The organism is Paracraurococcus ruber (assembly GCF_004353985.1).
GTDB lineage: Bacteria > Pseudomonadota > Alphaproteobacteria > Acetobacterales > Acetobacteraceae > Paracraurococcus > Paracraurococcus ruber.
In genome coordinates this window covers 1-17,706 of record NZ_SMOA01000103.1, presented here as the reverse complement: position 1 = coordinate 17,706, position 17,706 = coordinate 1, and the positions used below count along the sequence as shown (strand labels likewise).

At 73.6% G+C, this 17,706-nt stretch carries 12 protein-coding genes; 8 read left to right on the top strand and 4 right to left on the bottom strand.

Annotated elements, in window-relative coordinates:
- Positions 1–206: 206 nt before the first annotated feature.
- Positions 207–845 carry a DUF4114 domain-containing protein gene (locus E2C05_RS17875; protein WP_133221012.1) on the top strand — a complete coding sequence of 213 codons (639 nt, stop codon included), beginning with the start codon at positions 207–209 and terminating at the stop codon, positions 843–845.
- A 378-nt stretch (positions 846–1,223) separates the two neighbouring features.
- A complete protein-coding gene (locus E2C05_RS17870) occupies positions 1,224–1,670 on the top strand; it encodes a MaoC/PaaZ C-terminal domain-containing protein (protein WP_158292208.1) in 447 nt (148 codons plus the stop codon).
- A 108-nt stretch (positions 1,671–1,778) separates the two neighbouring features.
- Here the strand turns inward: E2C05_RS17870 and E2C05_RS17865 are convergent, their stop codons facing one another.
- Complete coding sequence (locus E2C05_RS17865; RefSeq protein WP_133221010.1) at positions 1,779–2,780, bottom strand: NAD(P)-dependent oxidoreductase; 1,002 nt, start codon at positions 2,778–2,780, stop codon at positions 1,779–1,781.
- A gap of 156 nt (positions 2,781–2,936) precedes the next feature.
- Here E2C05_RS17865 and E2C05_RS17860 point away from each other — a divergent pair, with 156 nt between their 5' ends.
- From E2C05_RS17860 to E2C05_RS17840, 5 genes are all read left to right on the top strand, one after another.
- Complete coding sequence (locus E2C05_RS17860; protein ID WP_133221009.1) at positions 2,937–4,331, top strand: dipeptidase; 1,395 nt, start codon at positions 2,937–2,939, stop codon at positions 4,329–4,331.
- 93 nt (positions 4,332–4,424) lie between these two features.
- Positions 4,425–5,195 (top strand): SDR family NAD(P)-dependent oxidoreductase, encoded by a 771-nt coding sequence (locus tag E2C05_RS17855; RefSeq protein ID WP_133221008.1) that lies wholly within the window; start codon positions 4,425–4,427, stop codon positions 5,193–5,195.
- Positions 5,196–5,207: 12 nt separating this feature from the next.
- Positions 5,208–6,413 carry an acyl-CoA dehydrogenase family protein gene (locus E2C05_RS17850; protein ID WP_133221007.1) on the top strand — a complete coding sequence of 402 codons (1,206 nt, stop codon included), beginning with the start codon at positions 5,208–5,210 and terminating at the stop codon, positions 6,411–6,413.
- Positions 6,406–8,034 (top strand): acyl-CoA synthetase, encoded by a 1,629-nt coding sequence (locus E2C05_RS17845; RefSeq protein ID WP_133221006.1) that lies wholly within the window; start codon positions 6,406–6,408, stop codon positions 8,032–8,034. Before E2C05_RS17850 ends, E2C05_RS17845 begins: the two co-directional genes overlap by 8 nt.
- A 32-nt stretch (positions 8,035–8,066) precedes the next feature.
- Entirely contained in the window at positions 8,067–9,035 is a 969-nt protein-coding gene (locus E2C05_RS17840; protein ID WP_158292207.1) for a Bug family tripartite tricarboxylate transporter substrate binding protein, read from the top strand.
- 68 nt (positions 9,036–9,103) lie between these two features.
- Here the strand turns inward: E2C05_RS17840 and E2C05_RS17835 are convergent, their stop codons facing one another.
- The gene (locus tag E2C05_RS17835) at positions 9,104–10,597 is read right to left on the bottom strand and encodes an amidohydrolase family protein (RefSeq protein WP_133221004.1); all 1,494 of its coding nucleotides are present in this window, start codon (positions 10,595–10,597) and stop codon (positions 9,104–9,106) included.
- 210 nt (positions 10,598–10,807) lie between these two features.
- Here E2C05_RS17835 and E2C05_RS17830 point away from each other — a divergent pair, with 210 nt between their 5' ends.
- Entirely contained in the window at positions 10,808–11,566 is a 759-nt protein-coding gene (locus E2C05_RS17830) for a DUF169 domain-containing protein (protein ID WP_133221003.1), read from the top strand.
- A gap of 57 nt (positions 11,567–11,623) precedes the next feature.
- Here E2C05_RS17830 and E2C05_RS17825 read toward each other — a convergent pair whose 3' ends face one another.
- Both E2C05_RS17825 and E2C05_RS17820 read right to left on the bottom strand, forming a co-directional pair.
- Positions 11,624–14,884 (bottom strand): adenylate/guanylate cyclase domain-containing protein, encoded by a 3,261-nt coding sequence (locus E2C05_RS17825; protein ID WP_207191612.1) that lies wholly within the window; start codon positions 14,882–14,884, stop codon positions 11,624–11,626.
- 287 nt (positions 14,885–15,171) lie between these two features.
- The coding region (locus E2C05_RS17820) for an ATP-binding protein (protein WP_133221001.1) at positions 15,172–17,706 on the bottom strand (2,535 nt) is incomplete at its 5' end.

Here is a 17,706-nt window from a genome sequence, read left to right as displayed (position 1 = left end):
GGCGCAACCGTCGCCGCCCGGCTGCCGGGGCGCCCTGACCGCCCGCGGTCCGAGGGGCAGGCGTGGCGCACCGCCGCCCCGGCACCCGGCGCCCCCGGCGCCCCACCGCGGGCCCTGGGCTCGCGCCGCCGGGGGCAGGCCGAGGCGAAGGCGCCGCCGAGATCACTCTTGGCAGAATGTCCTTTTTTTGATACCGCCCCCACGCCATGATCAAGCTGCTCGCCGCCATCCTGGTCGTCCTGTCCGGCCTGACGCTGGGCGTCGCGCCGGCCCGGGCAGCGGCGACGCTGGTCTCGACCCCGCTATCCGGCCTGGGCGAGGTGCGGGCGATCTTCGTCGCCGCCTTCGCCGGCGACACCAGCGCGCTGCGCTTCGGATCCGTCCCGGGCGAGGGCCCGGTCCTGTTCGGGAACACCCTGCGCACCGCGCCGGGTGCCATGGCCACCATCGGCGACTTCTCCGCGCCGCAGGCCCTGTCCTTCACCCTGGACAACCTGACCATGCGCTACGGCTTCACCACCGGCCTGGCCGACCCGGGCGATGCCGGCCGCTTCCATGCCAAATCCTCGGCCGACTATGCCGATTTCGGCGTGGGCGCCTTGCCGGCGGCGGTAGGCTTGGCGCTGGCGGCGATGCCGGGCGCGACCCGCGTGCTGTTCGTGGGGTTCGAGGACCGGCGCAGCGCCGACGGATCGGACTACGACTACAACGACCTGATCTTCGCCTTCACCAACACCGTCAACCCGGTCGTCGCCCCGGCGCGGATCTCCGAACCGGCCGGGCTGGCGCTGGCCGCCGGCAGCCTGGCCGCGCTGGCCCTGGCGCGCCGCCGCCGGGCCGCCTGACACCAGCGGCAGGAATGCTCCATCCCTGCCGAGCGCCCGGAGGGGCGCCGCGGCGCCAGCCGCCCGGCGACCGAGGGGCCGTTCGTCGGTCGCGAGCGACGGCCGGCAGCATGAGCCGCCGCCAGGCCGGGCCTCGCGCCAAGGCCGGCGGGCCGGAGCAGTCCTTGCGCGGTATCGCCCGGCGCGCCATGGGTCGGGGCGATCTGCGCGTCCCGACGACCGAACCGCTTCGGGTGCCGGTACGGCAGCCCGCGCGCCTCAACGCGGGGCGAGTGGGCCACACGGGGCGGGACGCCGCCACCCGGCAGGGCACGGCTTGCCAGCGCCGCGCGTCCCGGCAGGATGCCCCCTCGCCGCCAGGCTGCCGGGAGGCCGTCCATGCCTACGCCGCTCCGTTCCTTCGACGACCTCGCGGTCGGGCAGGAATTCGATTTCGGCCAGTTCCGCATGGAACTGGCGGAGATCCTCGACTTCGCCCACCGCTACGACCCGCAGCCCTTCCACGTCGACGAGGCAGCGGCGCGCGCGAGCCCCTTCGGCGGCATCATCGCCAGCGGCCTGCACACCCAGGCCACGGCCTTCGGCCACATCATCCGGACCGGCTGGGTGAAGGATGTCTCGCTGGGCGGCACGGAGCAGACCGTGCGCTGGCCGGCGCCGGTGCGGCCGGGCGACGAGATCGCCCTGACCGCGCGGATCGAGGCGCTGCATCCTTCCCGCAGCAAGCCCGACCGCGGCGTGGCGAAGGTGGTCTATACCGGCCGGCGCGTCGCGGACGGCGTCGTGGTGCTGGAGATCCTGGGCACGCATTTCCTGCGGCGCTGAACGCGCGGGTTCCAGGGGCCCTTCGGCGCTTGGCGGGGTGGGTCTGGAAGGGGCAGGGGTCCCCGGGGCGCGCCGCGCCCCGGGGACCCCGCGGCGCCCCTCCCCGCTTCACGCCGGCAGGGTGATGTTGAGTCGCCTCAGCCGCGTCGCCTGCGGCGCATTCACGGCATTCTCCGGCACGCGCCCCTCGGCCAGCGCCGTCACCTGCCGTACCGTGTCGAAGGCCTGGTGCTCGATCGCCTGCGGCGTCAGCCCGCCGATATGCGGCGTCGCCACCACCTTCGGGTGGCGCGCCACCGCCGGCGTCGGCATCTGGTCCGGCGCGCGGCCGACATCCATGGCGACGCCGCCGAGCCGGCCGCCCTCCAGCGCCGCCAGCAGCGCCGCCTCATCCACCAGGTTGCCGCGCGACGGGTTCAGGAACAGCGCGCCGGGCTTCATGCGGGCGAAGGCGGCGGCGTCCAGCAGGTTCTCGGTCGCCTCCGTCGCCACCGCCAGGCACACCACCACGTCGCTCTTGGCCAGGAGGCGCTCGAAGGGGATGTGTTCCAGCCGGGGATCCTCGGGCGCCGCATGCGGGTCCGCCACCAGCACCCGCATCCCGAGCGCGAGGCCGAGCGGCGCCAGGTAGCGCCCGATGGCCCCATAGCCGATGATGCCCAGCGTGCTGCCGGCCAGCTGCAGCCCCATCCGGGCCGGCGGCACCTCCCCGCGGTGATAGCCGGCGGCGGCCGCGCTGACGCCGCGGGCCAGATCCACCATCTGCCCGATCACGAGTTCGGCGACCGAGGGGATGAAGCCCGGCGTCGCACGGGTGACCAGCACGCCCGCCTCGCTCGCCGCCGCGACGTCCACGTTGCGGATATCGACCGCGCAGCGGAGGAAGGCGACGAGGTCGGGCGCATGGCGGAAGGTCTCCGCCTCGCCCGGCGACTGGCGGTAGCTGACGATGGCCTGGCAGCCGGCGGCGGCCTCGGCCAGGTCCCGCCCGGCCAGGTGCCGGCCGGTCGGGTTCAGCACCACCTCCGCCACGCCGCGCAGCGCCGCCAGCGCCCGTTCGCCGTAGTAGTTCGCCAGCGCATCGGGCGGGTGGGTGAGGAAGACCTTCATGGCGCGCCTCCGCGGTTCGGCCGCCTTGGTCCCATGCCGGCGCCAGGGCGGCAATGCAGAGGGCAATGCAGGGGGGCAATGCGGGGCCGGCGGCGCGGGCGAACCATGGGCGCAATGCCGCTTGGCCCGGCGGCGACGGCATGGTGGATTGCCGGCATGACCCAACCCCTTCCCGCCATCCTGGCCCATCTGGACGAGACCGCGCCCGAGGCCCGCGCCCGGCTCATCGACTGGCTCCGCATCCCCAGCGTCAGCGCCCAGCCGGCGCATGCCGCGGATTGCCGCCGCGCCGCGGACTGGATGGCGGCGCAGCTTGCCGGGCTGGGCTTCGCCGCCGAGGTGAAGCCGACCGCCGGCCATCCCGTGGTGCTGGCGACGCATCCCGGCACCGGTGGCGCCAACGCCCCGCATCTGCTGTTCTACGGCCATTACGACGTCCAGCCGGCCGAGCCCTTCGACCTCTGGACCTCCCCGCCCTTCGACCCGGCGGTGGTCGAGGGCCCGCGCGGCCCGCGCGTGGTCGCCCGCGGCGCGGTGGACGACAAGGGCCAGTGCATGACCTGGCTGGAGGCCTTCCGCGCCTGGCACGCGGTGGCCGGCGGCCCGCCCTGCCGCGTCACCGTGCTGGTCGAGGGGGAGGAGGAGGTCGGCAGCACCAGCCTCGACGCCTTCCTGGCGGAGAACCGCGACGCGCTGCGCGCCGATGTCGCCGTCATCAGCGACACCGGCATGTGGGACATCGACACGCCCGCCCTCACCACCAGCCTGCGCGGCATGGTCTACAGCCAGATCGACGTGCGGGCGGCGAGCCGCGACCTGCATTCCGGCATGTATGGCGGGTCCGCCCGCAACGTCATCAACCTGCTCACGCAGATCCTGGGCGACCTGCATGACGAGGACGGGCGCGTGCGCATCCCCGGCTTCTATGACGGCGTCAGGGAACTGACCAACGCCCAGCGGGTGGAATGGGACGCGCTGGGCTTCGACGAGGCGGCCTATCTCCGCGCCATCGGCCTGTCCGTCCCGGTCGGCGAGAAGGGCCGCGGCGCGCTGGAGCGGCTGTGGGCGCGGCCGACCGCCGACATCAACGGCATCTGGGGCGGCTATACCGGGGAAGGCGGCAAGACCGTCATCGCGGCGGAGGCGCATGCCAAGCTGTCCTGCCGGCTGGTACCCGGGCAGGATCCGCAGAAGGTGGCCGAGGGCATCCGCCGCTTCGTCGCCGACCGCCTGCCGCCCGACTGCAGCGCCGAGGTGCAGATCTTCAGCACCACCCCCGGCATCGAGGTGCCGGCCGACAGCCGCTGGGTGCAGGCGGCGCGGCGCGCCTTGCAGGCGGAATACGGCAAGCCGGCGCTGCTGATGGGCTGCGGCGGCTCCATCCCGGTGGTGGAGAGCCTGCGGCGCATCCTCGGCCTGGACAGCCTGCTGGTCGGCTTCGGGCTGGAGGACGACCAGGTGCACAGCCCGAACGAGAAATTCGAGATGCGCTGCCTGCACCAGGGCGCCCGCAGCCATGCGCGGCTGCTGGCGGAGATCGCCGGACCGTAGCGCCGGGCGGCGGCCTTGCGCCCCCCGGGGCGCGGTGGTTTCTTGCCGGCAAGGCACAGCCAGGGAGGACAGGGGCGACGCGCCCCGGGCAGCATGAGCGACGCGGCGGATCTCTTCTCGCTCGGCGGTTCGACCGCCCTGGTCACCGGGGCGTCCGGCGCGCTCGGCGCGCATTTCGCCCGCGTGCTGCACGCCGCCGGCGCCCGCGTGGTGCTGGCCGCCCGCCGGGTGGAGGCGCTGCAGGCGCTGGCCGCCGAGCTGGGCGAGCGCGCCGCCGCGGTGCCGCTGGACGTGACGGAGGCGACTGCGGTCGCCCGCGCCTTCGACGCCGCCGAGGCCGCCTTCGGCGCGCCCTGCGACGTCATCGTGAACAATGCCGGCATCGCCGTCACCCGCCCGCTGCTGCAGCAGACCGAGGCGGACTGGGACGGCGTGCTGGACGTGAACCTGCGCGGCCCCTTCCTGGTGGCGACGGAAGGCGCGCGCCGCCTGGTGGCGGCCAAGCGCGGCGGCAGCATCATCAACATCGCCTCCATCGGCGGGCTGCGCATCCTGCCGGGCGTCGCCGCCTACACCGCCTCCAAGGCCGGGCTGGTGCAGCTGACCAAGCAGATGGCGGTGGAGCTGGCGCGCCACGGCATCCGGGTGAACGCCCTCTGCCCCGGCTATGTGCAGACGCCGATCAACACCGAGTTCTTCGCCTCGGATGCCGGGCAGGCCGTGGTGAAGCGCGTGCCGCAGCGCCGCCTCGGCCAGCCGGAGGATCTGACCGGCCCCCTGCTCCTGCTCGCCTCCCCGGCCGGCGCGCACATGACCGGCGCCGCGCTGGTGGTGGATGGCGGGCATTCGGTGAACCCGCTCTAGGACGCAAGCCCCATGGATTTCTCGCTCTCCCCGCAGGTGGACGAACTCCGCCAGCGCATCCGCGCCATGGTCGAGACGCGCATCATCCCGCTGGAATCCGACCCGGCGAGCTATGACGAGCACGAGAACATCCGCAAGCCGCTGCTGGAGGAGCTGCGCGCCGAGGCCAAGGCGAAGGGCCTCTGGGCGCTCGGCATGCCGCAGGAAAGGGGCGGCGGCGGGCTCGACATGGTCGGGCTGGCGGTCTGCTACGAGGAGATGAACCGCAGCATCTTCGGCCCTGTCGTCTTCCACGGCGCCGCGCCGGACGATGGCAACATGCGCCTGCTGAACATGGTGGGGACCGAGGCGCAGAAGGAACGCTGGCTGCAGCCGATCATCGACGGCAAGGTGCAGAGCGCCTTCGCGATGACCGAGCCCGATGGCTGCGGCAGCGACCCGTCCATGACCTATACGCGGGCCGAGCGGCGCGGCGACCGCTGGGTGATCTTCGGCCGCAAGCACTACATCACGGGCGCCGAGGCGGCGAAGCATTTCATCCTGATGGCCCGCACCGGGGAGGACGACCGCAACGGGCTGACCGCCTTCCTGTTCCATGCGGACCAGCCGGGCTGGCGCATCCTCCGCCGCATCCCGATCATGGGGCCGGAGGAGCATGGCGGCCATTGCGAGCTGGAATTCGACGGGCTCGAGGTCGCCGACGAGAATGTCCTGATGAAGGTCGGCGACGGGCTGCGCGCCACGCAGATCCGCCTTGGCCCCGCCCGGCTGACGCATTGCATGCGCTGGACCGGCATGGGTCGCCGCGCGCTCGAGATTGCCATGGAGCGCGTCGAGGTGCGCAAGGCCTTCGGCAGCACGCTGATCGAGAAGGAGAGCGTGCAGCAGATGATCGGCCAGGCGGCGATGGAGCTGGATATCGGCCGCCTGCTGACCATGCGCGCCGCCTGGCTGCTGGACCAGGGCAGCTTGGCGCGGAAGGAAGTCTCCATGGCCAAGGTCGTGGTCGCCGATGCGCTGCACCGCGCCGTCGACACGTCCCTGCAACTGCTCGGCGCCCGCGGCTATTCCAAGGACACGGTGGTGGAGTGGATGTACCGCTATGCCCGCCAGGCCCGGCTGGTGGACGGCGCGTCCGAGGTGCACCGGATGGTGCTGACCAATTTCCTCCGCCGCCAGGGCAAGGATTTCTTCTCCTGGGGCGCCGGCCGTGGATGAGGCCGCGGGCCTAGACACGCTGCCGCAGCTAGCGGCGAATCATGTCCCGCTGACGCCCATCTCCTTCCTACAGCGGGCGGCACGGATCTACCCCGACCGCACCGCCGTCATCCACGGCGCCCGGCGCTTCACCTATACGCAGATGGCGGAACGCAGCCGGCGGCTGGCCTCCGCGCTGCGCGGCGCCGGCATCGCGCCGGGCGATGTCGTGGCGGTGCTGGCGCCCAACACGCCGGAGATGCTGGAAGCGCATTACGGCGTGCCCATGGCCGGCGCCGTGCTGCTGACCGTGAACATCCGGCTGGATGCCGCCGCCATCGGCTTCATCCTGCGCCACAGCGGCGCGAAGCTGTTCCTGGTGGACCGGGAATTCGCCGGCGTCGCGCGGGTGGCGCTGGCCGGGCTGGACGCGCCGCCCCCGGTGGTGGATATCGACGACCCCGAAGGCCCGGGCGGCGAGCCGCTGGGCCCGAGGGACTACGAGGCCTTCCTCGCCAGCGGCGACCCGGGCGCGCCCATCCGCATGCCGGAGGACGAGTGGGAGGCGATCGCGCTGTCCTACACCAGCGGCACCACCGGCGACCCGAAGGGCGTCGTCGCGCATCACCGCGGCGCCTACCTGAATGCCTGCGGCAATGCGCTGGCCTTCGGGCTGACGCCGCGCAGCGTCTATCTCTGGACGCTGCCGATGTTCCACTGCAATGGCTGGACCTATACCTGGGCCGTGACGCTCCAGGGCGGCACGCATGTCTGCCTGCGCCGGGTCGAACCGGGCGCGATCTTCGCGGGCATCGCCGAGCATCGCGTGACCCATATGTGCGCCGCGCCCGTGGTGCTGACCATGCTGATCCACGCGCCGGAGGAGAAGAAGCGCCGCTTCGGCCACGAGGTCGCCATCGCCACCGGCGGCGCCGCGCCCCCTTCGCCCGTCATCGCGCGGATGGAGGAAATGGGCTTCTCCGTCACGCATCTCTATGGCCTGACGGAGTGCTACGGCCCCGCGACCATCTGCCTGTGGCAGCCCGGCCTCGAGGACCTGCCGCTGCCGGAGAAGGCGGCCTTCATGGCGCGCCAGGGCGTGAACCACCCGCTGCTGGAGGAAGCCACGGTCCTCGACCCCGCCACGATGCGGCCGGTGCCGGCGGACGGGGCCACGCTGGGCGAGATCATGCTGCGCGGCAACACGGTGATGAAGGGCTACCTGCATAACCCCAAGGCCAATGACGCCGCCTTCGCCGGCGGCTGGTTCCACACCGGCGATCTCGGCGTGCTGCACCCGGACGGCTATATCGAGGTGAAGGACCGGGCCAAGGACATCGTCATCAGCGGCGGCGAGAACATCTCGACCCTCGAGGTGGAGGAAGTGCTCTACGCCCACCCCGCCATCATGGAAGCGGCCGTTGTCGCCGCGCCCGACGAGACATGGGGCGAGGTGCCGCACGCCTTCGTCACGCCGGCGCCCGACGCGGCGCCGCCGACCGAGGCGGAGGTAATCGCCTGGTGTCGCCAGCGCCTGGCGCATTTCAAATGCCCGAAGCGCGTCAGCTTCGGCCCGCTGCCCAAGACCAGCACGGGCAAGATCCAGAAATTCGAACTGCGGCAGCGGCTGAAAGCCGTGTAGCCTTCCCGCAAAACTTGCGGGAGGACCACGCCATGACCCCGACGCGCCGCGCGCTGCTCGCCGCCCCTGCCCTGCTCGCGCTGCCCGGCGCGGCGTGCGCCTGGGCGCCGGAGAAGCCGGTCCGCATCCTCATTCCCTATACCCCGGGCGCGATCAACGACGCGCTCGGGCGCCTCATCGGGGAACGCTTCCAGGATGCGCTGGGCCAGCCCGGCCTGGTGGAGAACCGGCCGGGCGCCAGCGGCTCGCTCGCCATCGCCGCCACCGCGCAGGCGGCGCCGGATGGCCACCAGATCGTGGTCGCCAACACCGCCAATCTCTGCATGAACCCCTTCCTGTTCGCCAACACCGGCTACGACCCGAAGCGCGACATCACGCCCGTCGCCGTGGTCGCGCGGGTGATGAACGTGCTGGTGGTGAAGGCGGATGGGCCGATCCGCAGCGTGCCCGACCTGATCGCGGCGGCGAAGGCGCAGCCGGGGCGGCTCACCTTCGGCAGTTCCGGCGCCGGCAGCAGCCCGCATCTCGCGGCCGAGCTGTTCAAGGCGAAGACCGGCACGGACATCACCCATGTGCCCTATCGCGGCAGCGCGCCGGCGCAGGTGGACCTGGTGGCGGGGCGGCTGACCATGTCCATCGACAACCTGCCCAACGCGCTGGGCCATGTGCAGGAAGGCCGGCTGCGCGCGCTGGCGGTCACGGGCAGCGCGCGCGACCCGGCGCTGCCCGAGGTTCCGACCTTCGCCGAGCTCGGCTTCCCCGAGGTGGAGGTCCATGTGTGGTTCGGGTTCGTCGGCCCCGCCAACCTGCCGGCGCCGATCCGCGACCGGTTGGCGGAGGCGATCATCCGCATCGCCGAAGCGCCGGAGACCGCCGAGCGCATCACCCGCGCCGGCGCCACCGTCTGGACCCGCAATCCCGCGCAGATGACGACGCTGGTCGCACAGGAGCTGGACAAGTGGGGCGGGGTGATCCGCGGGGCGAACCTGCGGATCGAGTGATGCGAGGGGGGCTTCGCCCCCCTCGAACTCCCCCCACCAAAGGCCGAAGGGCCTTCGGAAACCAGGCGTCAGCCGGCCACGTAGCCATAGGCCAGGTTGCTGCGCTCCCCGCCCGCCGCGGCGTAGTCGCGCTTCACCCGCGACACCGCATCGTCCTCCAGACCCGCGCGGCGCTGGTCGTACTTGTACATCTTCACGCTGTTGCCGCTGAAGATCGCGGTCTTCACCGGGCCGTCGGCGGGGCCGAGCGGGGCGAAGCCGAAGCGGCGCTGCAGATCCTCGGGGATCTCGAGCCGCCGCAGCGCCTCGATCTGCCATTGCGGGCTGCCGGTCCAGACCGCGTCGGTGCCCCAGACCACGTGGTCGGCGCCCAGCCCCTTGACCAGGATGCCCATCATGGCGGCGCAGAGCCGCGGCTGCACGACGGTGGACTGCGCGAAGATCTGCCCGAGATCGCCATAGACGTTGGTCACGCCGTATTTCGCCGGGATCTCCGCCAGGTCGCTGACCCATTCGACGCGGCCGGTGCGCTCGAACTGCTCCATCCCCTGTTCGGCGGTGCCGCCGCCGGCGAAGCGGTAGGCGCTGTGGTAGATGACGAAATTGATCCCCGGCCAGTCCTTCGCCGCCTTGCCCACGTCGTCGACGCGCGCATAGGGCAGCAGATGCGGGAAGCGCGCCTCGATCTGCGGCGGGAACAGGCCCTTGTGGACGCAGACGATGTTGTGCCCGGCCTTCAGCAGCTTCTCGTAGAAGGGATAGACGACTTTCTCGTCATCCATCCGCCAGGGCCATTGCGCCAGGTGCTTGTTGGTGTTGTCGCCGATCGTGTAGCCCTTGAAGCTGTCGGGCTTCAGCTCCTCGATCGCCTTGTCCACCTGCTCCAGCCAGCCGGGCTGGCCGGGGGTGAAGATGGCGTGGCTCATCGCGCGGCGGGTGCCGGCGGCGTCGTTGATCCGCTTGCGCGCGTCGAACTTCATCTGGTTGGTCAGAAACCAGTCCTGCGCCTCGTCCGACGGGGCGCCGCTGATCATCGCCACCTTGGTGTCGCTGTCGAGGAAGACCTCCTTGAACCAGTTGGCGTATTTCAGGCTGTCGATGCTCTGCTCGGCCGGGTTCAGCGCCGGGTTCCAGCCGGCGCGGCCGACCGCACGGCGCATCTCGACGAAGCCCATGATGCGGGTGTCGTCGCGCAGGAAATGCGTGTGCACGTCCATGATGAACTGGTCGCGGAGCGATGCCGCGCGCGCCTCCGCCCGGTCGCGCTCCTGCGCCTCCGCCGTCGTCACGCCGAAGACCGGGCCATAGACATCGTTCATCGCCAGGAAGGCGGCCGCCATGCCGGACGCGGTGGTCAGGAAGCGGCGGCGGTCGAGCCCGTGCTTCGTGCCGATCTCATCGGCCAGGTCCTTGATCCGCGCCTCCACCTGCTTCTGTTGCTCAGTCTGCGGAATGGGGGAGAATTCGTCGGAGGCGACGACCTGGGTCGGGATCGGCGAGGGGAACATCGCCTCCTGCGCCGGCCGCAGCGCGGCGATCTCTTCGTCGGTCAGGAACCCCATGGATGCGTCTCCTCCGCCCTTTTAGGCCGCGGGAAGCTTCGCGCCCCGCAGGCTTTCGTTGCAAGCGCAATCGGGCCGCGCATGGCCGGCGCGGGACGCGCCGCGGCGGGACGCATGACCCGTCCGGCGATCGATCCGCCGGGATCGGCGGCATTCGGGTCCGCCGGCAATCCGCTGTAGGCTCGGCGCCGATGCCAAGGGGAGGACGCGATGGAGATCGATACGCGGCAGCTGGTGGCGGACCTGAATGCGCTGCTCCGGCTGCGCACCACCGTCACCGCCATGAAGCTGTTCGAGACGGTGGAGGCGATGGAAGCGATCCCGCGCATCCGCCGGCCGAAGGCGAAGCACACCACCGACCAGATCGTCGGCATGGCGGCGCGGCTGGGCTGGACGGTGGGCATCACCGCCGACGACCTGGTCGGGCAGCAATGCCAGGCGGTGATCGGCCTGGCGCCGCGCGACGACACGGGCGCGCGCTATGTCGGCGTCTGGCACGGCGATGCGGAAAGCGCGGCGGCGCGGCAGCAGGCGCTGACCTGCGTGCCGCATGGCCGCTACCGGGCGATGGCGGTCGGCCCGCTGGACAGCGGCCGGCTCGACCCCGCCGACATCGCGCTGGTCTATGCGACGCCCGGGCAGATGATCATCCTGATCAACGGGCTGCAGTACACGGGCTACAAGAAATTCGACTGGTCGGTGGTGGGGGAGACCGCCTGCGCCGATAGCTGGGGCCGCGCGCTGGCGACCGGCGAGCCGAGCCTGTCCCTGCCCTGCTATGCCGAGCGGCGCTATGGCGGCGTGCCGGACGAGGAGATGCTCATGGCGATCCGGCCGGCCGACCTGCAGAAGGCGGTGGAGGGGATGCGGGCATTGGCGAGGAACGGCATCCGCTATCCCATCCCGCCCTATGGCGTGCAGATGGATCCCTCCGCCGGCATGGGCGCCAGCTACGGCGCCAAGGGCTGACGGCGCGCCACCGGCGTCGATGCCGGGCAAGGATGGCGGGTCGCGCCCGGGACGGGGTCAGCCGACGGGGATGGCGCGCCCCTCGGTGATCCGCGCCAGCAGCGCCCGGGCCTGCAGCACGCAGGGCTCCGCTTCCGCCCGGAAGGGCCGCAGCGCCGTGTCCAGCGCGGCGCAGCCCTCGGCCGTCCGGCCGGTCGCGGCTAGCAGCCGCGCCAGGGACTGCGCCGCATGCAGGCGGAACAGCAGCGCGCCCTGCGCCTCCGCCGCGGCGACCGCGGCGCGCAGATCGGCCTCCGCCGCGGCCTCCTGCCCGGCCTGCCGGTGGATCTCGCCGCGCTGGCGCAGCAGCGTCGCCTGCTCCCACAGCGCGCCGCTTTCTCCCAGCAGGGCGAAGGCCTCCTCCAGCTTCGCCAGGCCCGCGGCCGGGTCGCCGGCCAGCGCCAGCAACTCCGCCTCCATGCCGAGATAGCTCGGCACATAGGTCATCGCCTCCATGCCGCGGTTCCAGGCGATGGCGTCGCGCACCAGCGCCAGGCCGCCGGCGATGTCGCCGCGCCGGCCCTCCAGCAGCCCGACGATCGCCTTGGAGGCGGAATCGAGATACTGGATCTCGTGCTCCTCGCAGAAGGCGATGGTGGCGCGCAGCCCGGCGATGGCGGCGTCCGTCGCGCCGCGGTCGTAGTCGTAGCGGCCGACGGCGTAGCGGGCATAGGCGGTGGTGAAGGGCACGCGGGACGCGCTGGCCGCCTCGGTCATCGCCGCCAGGTCGCGCCGCACCTCCTCCAGCCGGCCCATGAAGGCCCGCGCCCAAACCCAGTAGCAGCGCGTGGACAGCGAGGCGACGAGGGCGGAGAGCGCGTAGCGCCGGTCCCGGTCGCTGCGGTCCTCGTGTTCCAGCGAAAGCTCGAGATGCCCCACCGCCTCGGCGAAGCGGCCCTGCACGAAGAGCGAGTGGCCGAGCGAGCCATGCGCGACGGAAAGCGCGCCGGTCGAGCCGCGCTGCTGCGCCACCGCCAGCAGCTCCCCGGCGCGGTCCAGGGACTGCGCGATGCGGCCGCGCATCCAGGCATGGCTCCATTGGCCATGCATGGCGTTGCGCAGCTGCGGCCGGTCGGGCAGCGACTCGCTCAGCGCGCGGGCACGGTCATAGGCCTGGCCCGTCTCCAGCGCGCTGTGGCCGCGCAGGCTCAGCAGCGCATTGCCGGCCAGCAGCTGCATGTCCAGCTCGGCGCGGGCATGCGCCTCGCTCTCCGGCAGGGATTGCAGCAGGGCGATGCCGCGGCGCAGCGGCACCAGCGCCTCCTCCATCGCGCCGCGGGCGGTCGCCTGCTGGGCGCCGCGCAGCCACCAGGCCACCGCCGCCTCCGGCTGCATCGCTTCCGCCCGGTGATGCGCGATGACCTGCGGCTGGGCCTGCGCCACCTCGGGGAAGCGCGCCTCCAAGATGTCGCCGACCCGCGCATGCAGGGTCCGGTAACGCTCGCGCGGCAGCAGGCTCAGCGCCGCATCCTGGATCAGGGCATGGCGGAAGCGGAAGGTGCCGCCCTGCCGCTGCAGCAGGCGGAATTCCACCAGCCGCTCCAGCGCCGGGGCCAGCCCGTCCTCCTCGCGCTCCATCACCAGGGCCAGCAGGTCGGCATCGAATTCGCGGCCGATGACGGACGCGACCTCGGCCACCGGCCGCGCCTCCCCCAGCCGGTCGAGACGGGCGAGCAGCGAGGCGTGCAGGGACACCGGCACGCTCGCCCGCTCGCTGCCGCGCGGCCGCGCCGGGTCGCCGGCCGCCGGGCCCTGCGCCACCTGCTCGGCCACCGCCCGCGTCAGTTCCTCGAGGAACAGCGGCACGCCATCGGCGCGGCGCAGGATGTCGCGCGCCGCCTGCGGGGGCAGCGGCACGTCGCCGGCGACGCAGCGCACCAGCTCGGCCGCCTCCGCCTCCCCCAGCGGCGCGAGGCCCAGCCGCTCCACGCCCTCGGCGCCCAGCCAGGCCGGCTGGAATTCCGGCCGCGCGGTGACCACGGTCAGCACCGGCAGGCGCGTCACCCGCTCCATCCAGAGGCCGACCAGCTCGCGCGTGGTCGGGTCGGCCCAATGCGCATCCTCCAGCACCATCAGCACCGGCCGCTCGCGCGTCACCGCCTCCAGCCCCTCCATCAGGGCATGCAGCAGGCGTTCGCGCCGGCGCTGCGGCGGCATCATCGGGACGCGGGCGAAGCTGGGATGCTCCAGCGAGAGCTGCTCCGCGACCAGCGCCAGGTCCACCGGGTCCAGCGACGGCATCAGCGCGCGCAGCTTGGCCGCCCGCATGTCCGCCGGATCCTCCCGCGCCATGCGGCTGTCGCGCTGGATCTGCTGCAGCACCGGATGCAGCGCCATGCCCTGCTGGTGCGGCGCGGCGAAGTAGCGCACCGGCAGCCGCACCTCCGCCTCCCGCAGCAGTTGCGCGACCAGGCGGGACTTGCCGATGCCGGCCTCGCCCGAGACCAGCACCGCCCGCCCCTGCCCCGACTGGGCGGAGAGCCAGAGGGCGCGCAGCCGCGCCAGCGCCGCGGCGCGGCCGAACAGCGGCAGCGCCGCGCCTTCCGCCCGCGCCGCGAAGCGGTCCGGGCTGGCGGAGACGCCCAGCACCTGCCAGACCGGCACCGGGTCCGGCCAGCCCTTCATCGGATGCGCGCCCTGGTCGCGGAAGGCGAAGAGCGCGCCGACCAGCCGCTTCACGCTGTCCGACACCAGGACGGTGCCCGGCTTCGCCAGCGCCTGCAGCCGGGCGGCGAGGTTCGGCGTCTCCCCGAAGACATCCAGGTTGCGCGGGTCGCCGGTATCGGCCACGTCCGCCACCACCACCAGCCCGGTCGAGATGCCGATGCGGACCGCCAGCTTCTGCCCGGCGCGGCCCGGCATGGCGGCGACGGCGTCGAGGATCGCCAGCGCGGCGCGCACCGCGCGCTCGGCATCGTCCTCCTGCGCCGCGGGATAGCCGAAATAGACCAGCACGCCATCGCCGACGAGGCGGCCCAGATGGCCGCCATGCGCCGTCACCGCCTCGGTCGTCAGGCGGTAGAAGCGGGCGATGGATTCGGCGAATTCCTCCGGGTCGCCGCCGATGGCCAGGGCGGAGGAGCCGACGACGTCGCAGAACAGCACGGTCATCGGCCGCAGCTCGCGCGACCGCGGCGCGCCCTGCCGCGGCGGCGCGCCGGGCTTCTGGCGCAGGCCGCAGTCGCTGCAGAAGCGGGCGGTGGCGGGCAGCACGGCGCCGCAGCCGGCGCAGGTCACGCCCGCGTCGCGCGCTTCGGCCGCCGTCACCCGTTCCGCCATCTGGCCCAAGGCGATGCTGCTCCCCGTCCGGTCCCGCGCCGCTCCTCCCGCCGCGGGCCCTCGCCCTCGCCAGGGCCCGCCGCGGCGATCGCGCGCCGCCGGCAGGGCGGGCGACGGCCGGCCAGCCGGTCCCATGGCCACCTTATTTCTCTTATGGCACGGGCCGGCTGACAAGCGCCACGGCACAAGACCGGTATCCGCCCCGGCGGATGCGACGCCTTGCCAGGAATGCGACAGATCGGGCGCGGGCGCCGCCGGCGGCAGGCCCCGGTCGCTGCCTCAGGTGGTCAGGCGCCGCCCGCCACGGGGTCCGCATCCCCCGGCGCCGCGCCGCCCAGGGCGGCCAGCAAGGCCCGTGCGCGCTGCACCACCGGCTCCTCCAGCCCGGCGAAGGGGCGCAGCGCCTCGGCCAGCATCGCCCGCGCCTCCCCGCCGTCATCCTCGGCGTCGAGCAGCGGCGCCAGGGCCGCGGCGGCGCGCAGCGCGAACAGCCCCGCCCCCTGCCCCTGCGCCACCGCCCGCGCCCGGCGCAGCGCCGCCACCGCCTCGGCCCGGCGGTCCAGCGCCAGCAGCATCTCCGCCCGCCGGCAGAGCATCGGCGCTTCCTCCCATAGCGCGCCGCTGGCGCGCATCGCCGCCTCCGCCGCCTCCTGTCGCGCCAGCCCGGCCGCGACATCGCCGGCCAGCGCCACCAGCTCCGCCTCGATGCCGAGGAAATGCGGCTGCAGGACCAGCAGGCCGGTGGCCTCGGCGCCGGCGATGGCGCGGCGCACCGCGACGAGGCCGCGGCCCGGGTCGCCGGCCCGCCCGGCCAGCTGGGCGGCCAGGGCGGCGGCGGTCAGCCCGATGAAGCCGATCGCCTGTTCCTGCGCATAGGCGGCCGTCACCACCAGCCGGTCGAGCGCCGCAGCCTCGGCCCCGTGCCAGGCATCGTGGAAGCCCAGCGCATAGCCGGCATTGGCGATGGCGAAGGGCACGCCGGAGCGTTCCGCCGCGGCCAGGGTCATCGCCAGCTCCTGCCGCAATTCCTGCGCCCGGCCGAGGAACATGCGGGCGAAGGCGAAGTAGCAGCGGGTGCTGATCAGCATGACCTGCAGCGCCATGTCGTGCCGCCCGGCCCGGTCGGCCGGGTCGTGCTGCGCCAGGCTGCGCGCGGCGCTTTCCGCCGCCGCGCGGAACCGGCCGAGCAGCACCTGCGAATGCGCCATGGCGCTGTGGCCGATGACCAGGCCGGCGGGATGCCCGGCCTCTTCCGCGACCCGCAGCAGCGCCTCCGCCCGGTCGAGCGAATCGACGATGCGGCCGCGCATGAAGGCATGGCTCCACTGGCCGTGCATGGCGGCGCGCAGCGCCGGCCGGCCGGGCAGGCGCTCGCTCAGCGCCCGGGCGCGGTCATAGGTGGCGCCGGTCTCCGCCGCGCCATGGCCGTGCAGCACCAGCAGCGCGTCGCCGGCGCGGAACTCCAGGTCCAGCTCATCGCGCAGCCGCGCCTCGGTCTCCGGCTGCTCCCGCAGCAGCGCCAGCGCGCGGCGGAGCTGCGAGAGCGCCTCGGCCGGGGCGGAGCGGGCCATGGCCTGCTCGGCGCCGCGCCGCCACCAGGCCAGCGCCTCCGTCACGCGCCCGGCCTCGGTCCAGTGATGCGCCACGCGCTGCGGCGTGGCGCGGCCCTGCGCCGCCTCCAGCCGCTCCGCCACCCTCGCATGCAGGTCGCGCAGCCGGTCGCGCGGCAGCAGGCCGATGGCGGCGCCCTGCAGCAGCGCGTGGCGGAAGCGGAAGCGGTCGGCGCCCTGGCGCTGCAGCAGCCCGGTCTCGGCCAGGCGGTCCAGCCGTACCCCCAGCGCCGGCAGCGGTTCCTCCAGGACATCGGCCAGCAGCTCGGGCTCGAATTCCCGGCCGATCACCGCCGCCGCCTCGGCCACCGCGCGGGCGCCGCCCACCCGTTCCAGCCGCGCCAGCAGCGAGGCCTGCAGCGATGCCGGCACCGCCGCCCTGCGGCCGGCGCCCTCCCCCGCCGCGGCAGCGCCGGACGCCGCCTGGGCCAGGTCTTCCACCACCGCCCGCGTCAGCTCCTCGAGGAAGAGGGGCACGCCCTCGGCCCGCTGCAGCAGGTCGCGCAGCGTCGCCGGCGGCAGCGGGACATCCTGCGCCACCGCCCGCACCAGCACCGCCGCCTCGGCCTCCTCCAGCGGGCGGAGCGCGAAGCGCGGCAGCGCCTCCGCCTGCGCCCAGTCCGGCAGCGGCACCGGCCGCGCGGTGGCCAGGAACAGCACCGGCAGATCGGCGATCCGCACCGCCAGGCTTCCGAGCAGGTCGAGCGTCGTCGGGTCGGCCCAATGCAGGTCCTCGAACACCACCAGCAGCGGCTGGCGCATCGCCACCGCGACCAGCGCTTCCAGCAGCGCATCCAGCAGCCGGGCGCGGCGGCGCTGCGGCATCTCGGCCCCGCCGGCCACCGCCTCCTCCGCCCCCATCAGGCCGAGGATCGGCGGCAGGTGCTGGTCCGGCACGATGGCCAGCAGCTTCTCCAGCTTGCGGCGGCGCTGCGCCACCGGGTCCTCGGGCAGCAGGGCGGCGGCGCGGCCCAGCCAGCGCACCAGCGGCTGCAGCGGCATGCCCTGTTCCTGCGGCGCGGCGAACAGCCGCAGCTGCCGCTCGCGCGGAACCTCCGCCAGCAGCTGGCCGACCAGGCGGGACTTGCCGATGCCGGCCTCGCCCAGGATCAGCGCGGCACCGCCACGGCCGTCCAGCGCCGCCTGCCACAGGCGGCGCAGCCCGGCGAGCGGCGCGTCGCGGCCGAGCAGCGGCGCGCGCGCCGCACCGCA

What these genes read in the sequence shown, in the direction of transcription:
- E2C05_RS17875 (WP_133221012.1), top strand. Translation starts at nt 207, where the DNA reads ATGATCAAGCTGCTCGCCGCCATCCTGGTCGTCCTGTCCGGCCTGACG.
- E2C05_RS17870 (WP_158292208.1), top strand. Translation starts at nt 1,224, where the DNA reads ATGCCTACGCCGCTCCGTTCCTTCGACGACCTCGCGGTCGGGCAGGAA.
- E2C05_RS17865 (WP_133221010.1), bottom strand. Translation starts at nt 2,780, where the DNA reads ATGAAGGTCTTCCTCACCCACCCGCCCGATGCGCTGGCGAACTACTAC.
- E2C05_RS17860 (WP_133221009.1), top strand. Translation starts at nt 2,937, where the DNA reads ATGACCCAACCCCTTCCCGCCATCCTGGCCCATCTGGACGAGACCGCG.
- E2C05_RS17855 (WP_133221008.1), top strand. Translation starts at nt 4,425, where the DNA reads ATGAGCGACGCGGCGGATCTCTTCTCGCTCGGCGGTTCGACCGCCCTG.
- E2C05_RS17850 (WP_133221007.1), top strand. Translation starts at nt 5,208, where the DNA reads ATGGATTTCTCGCTCTCCCCGCAGGTGGACGAACTCCGCCAGCGCATC.
- E2C05_RS17840 (WP_158292207.1), top strand. Translation starts at nt 8,067, where the DNA reads ATGACCCCGACGCGCCGCGCGCTGCTCGCCGCCCCTGCCCTGCTCGCG.
- E2C05_RS17835 (WP_133221004.1), bottom strand. Translation starts at nt 10,597, where the DNA reads ATGGGGTTCCTGACCGACGAAGAGATCGCCGCGCTGCGGCCGGCGCAG.
- E2C05_RS17830 (WP_133221003.1), top strand. Translation starts at nt 10,808, where the DNA reads ATGGAGATCGATACGCGGCAGCTGGTGGCGGACCTGAATGCGCTGCTC.
- E2C05_RS17825 (WP_207191612.1), bottom strand. Translation starts at nt 14,884, where the DNA reads ATGGCGGAACGGGTGACGGCGGCCGAAGCGCGCGACGCGGGCGTGACC.